At 52.0% G+C, this 256-nt stretch carries 1 rRNA gene; it reads left to right on the top strand.

Features of this window, described 5'->3' with window-relative positions:
* Nucleotides 1–239, top strand: a 23S ribosomal RNA gene (locus tag G3N64_RS39495); the annotation flags it as partial.
* Nucleotides 240–256: the final 17 nt, after the last annotated feature.

Here is a 256-nt window from a genome sequence, read left to right as displayed (position 1 = left end):
CCGGAGTGGACGAACCTCTGGTGTACCGGTTGTCACGCCAGTGGCATCGCCGGGTAGCTATGTTCGGAAGAGATAACCGCTGAAAGCATCTAAGCGGGAAACTCGCCTTAAGATGAGATATCCCTGGAGGCTAGACCTCCTTGAAGGGTCGTTCGAGACCAGGACGTTGATAGGTCAGGTGTGTAAGCGCAGTAATGCGTTCAGCTAACTGATACTAATTGCCCGTAAGGCTTGATCCTATAACAAGTCTGTCTCG

It is taken from the genome of Burkholderia sp. Ac-20344 (assembly GCF_017104975.1).
Lineage (GTDB): Bacteria > Pseudomonadota > Gammaproteobacteria > Burkholderiales > Burkholderiaceae > Burkholderia.
Note: the sequence above shows the minus strand (reverse complement) of the source record. Positions and strands in the feature narration are given on the sequence as shown.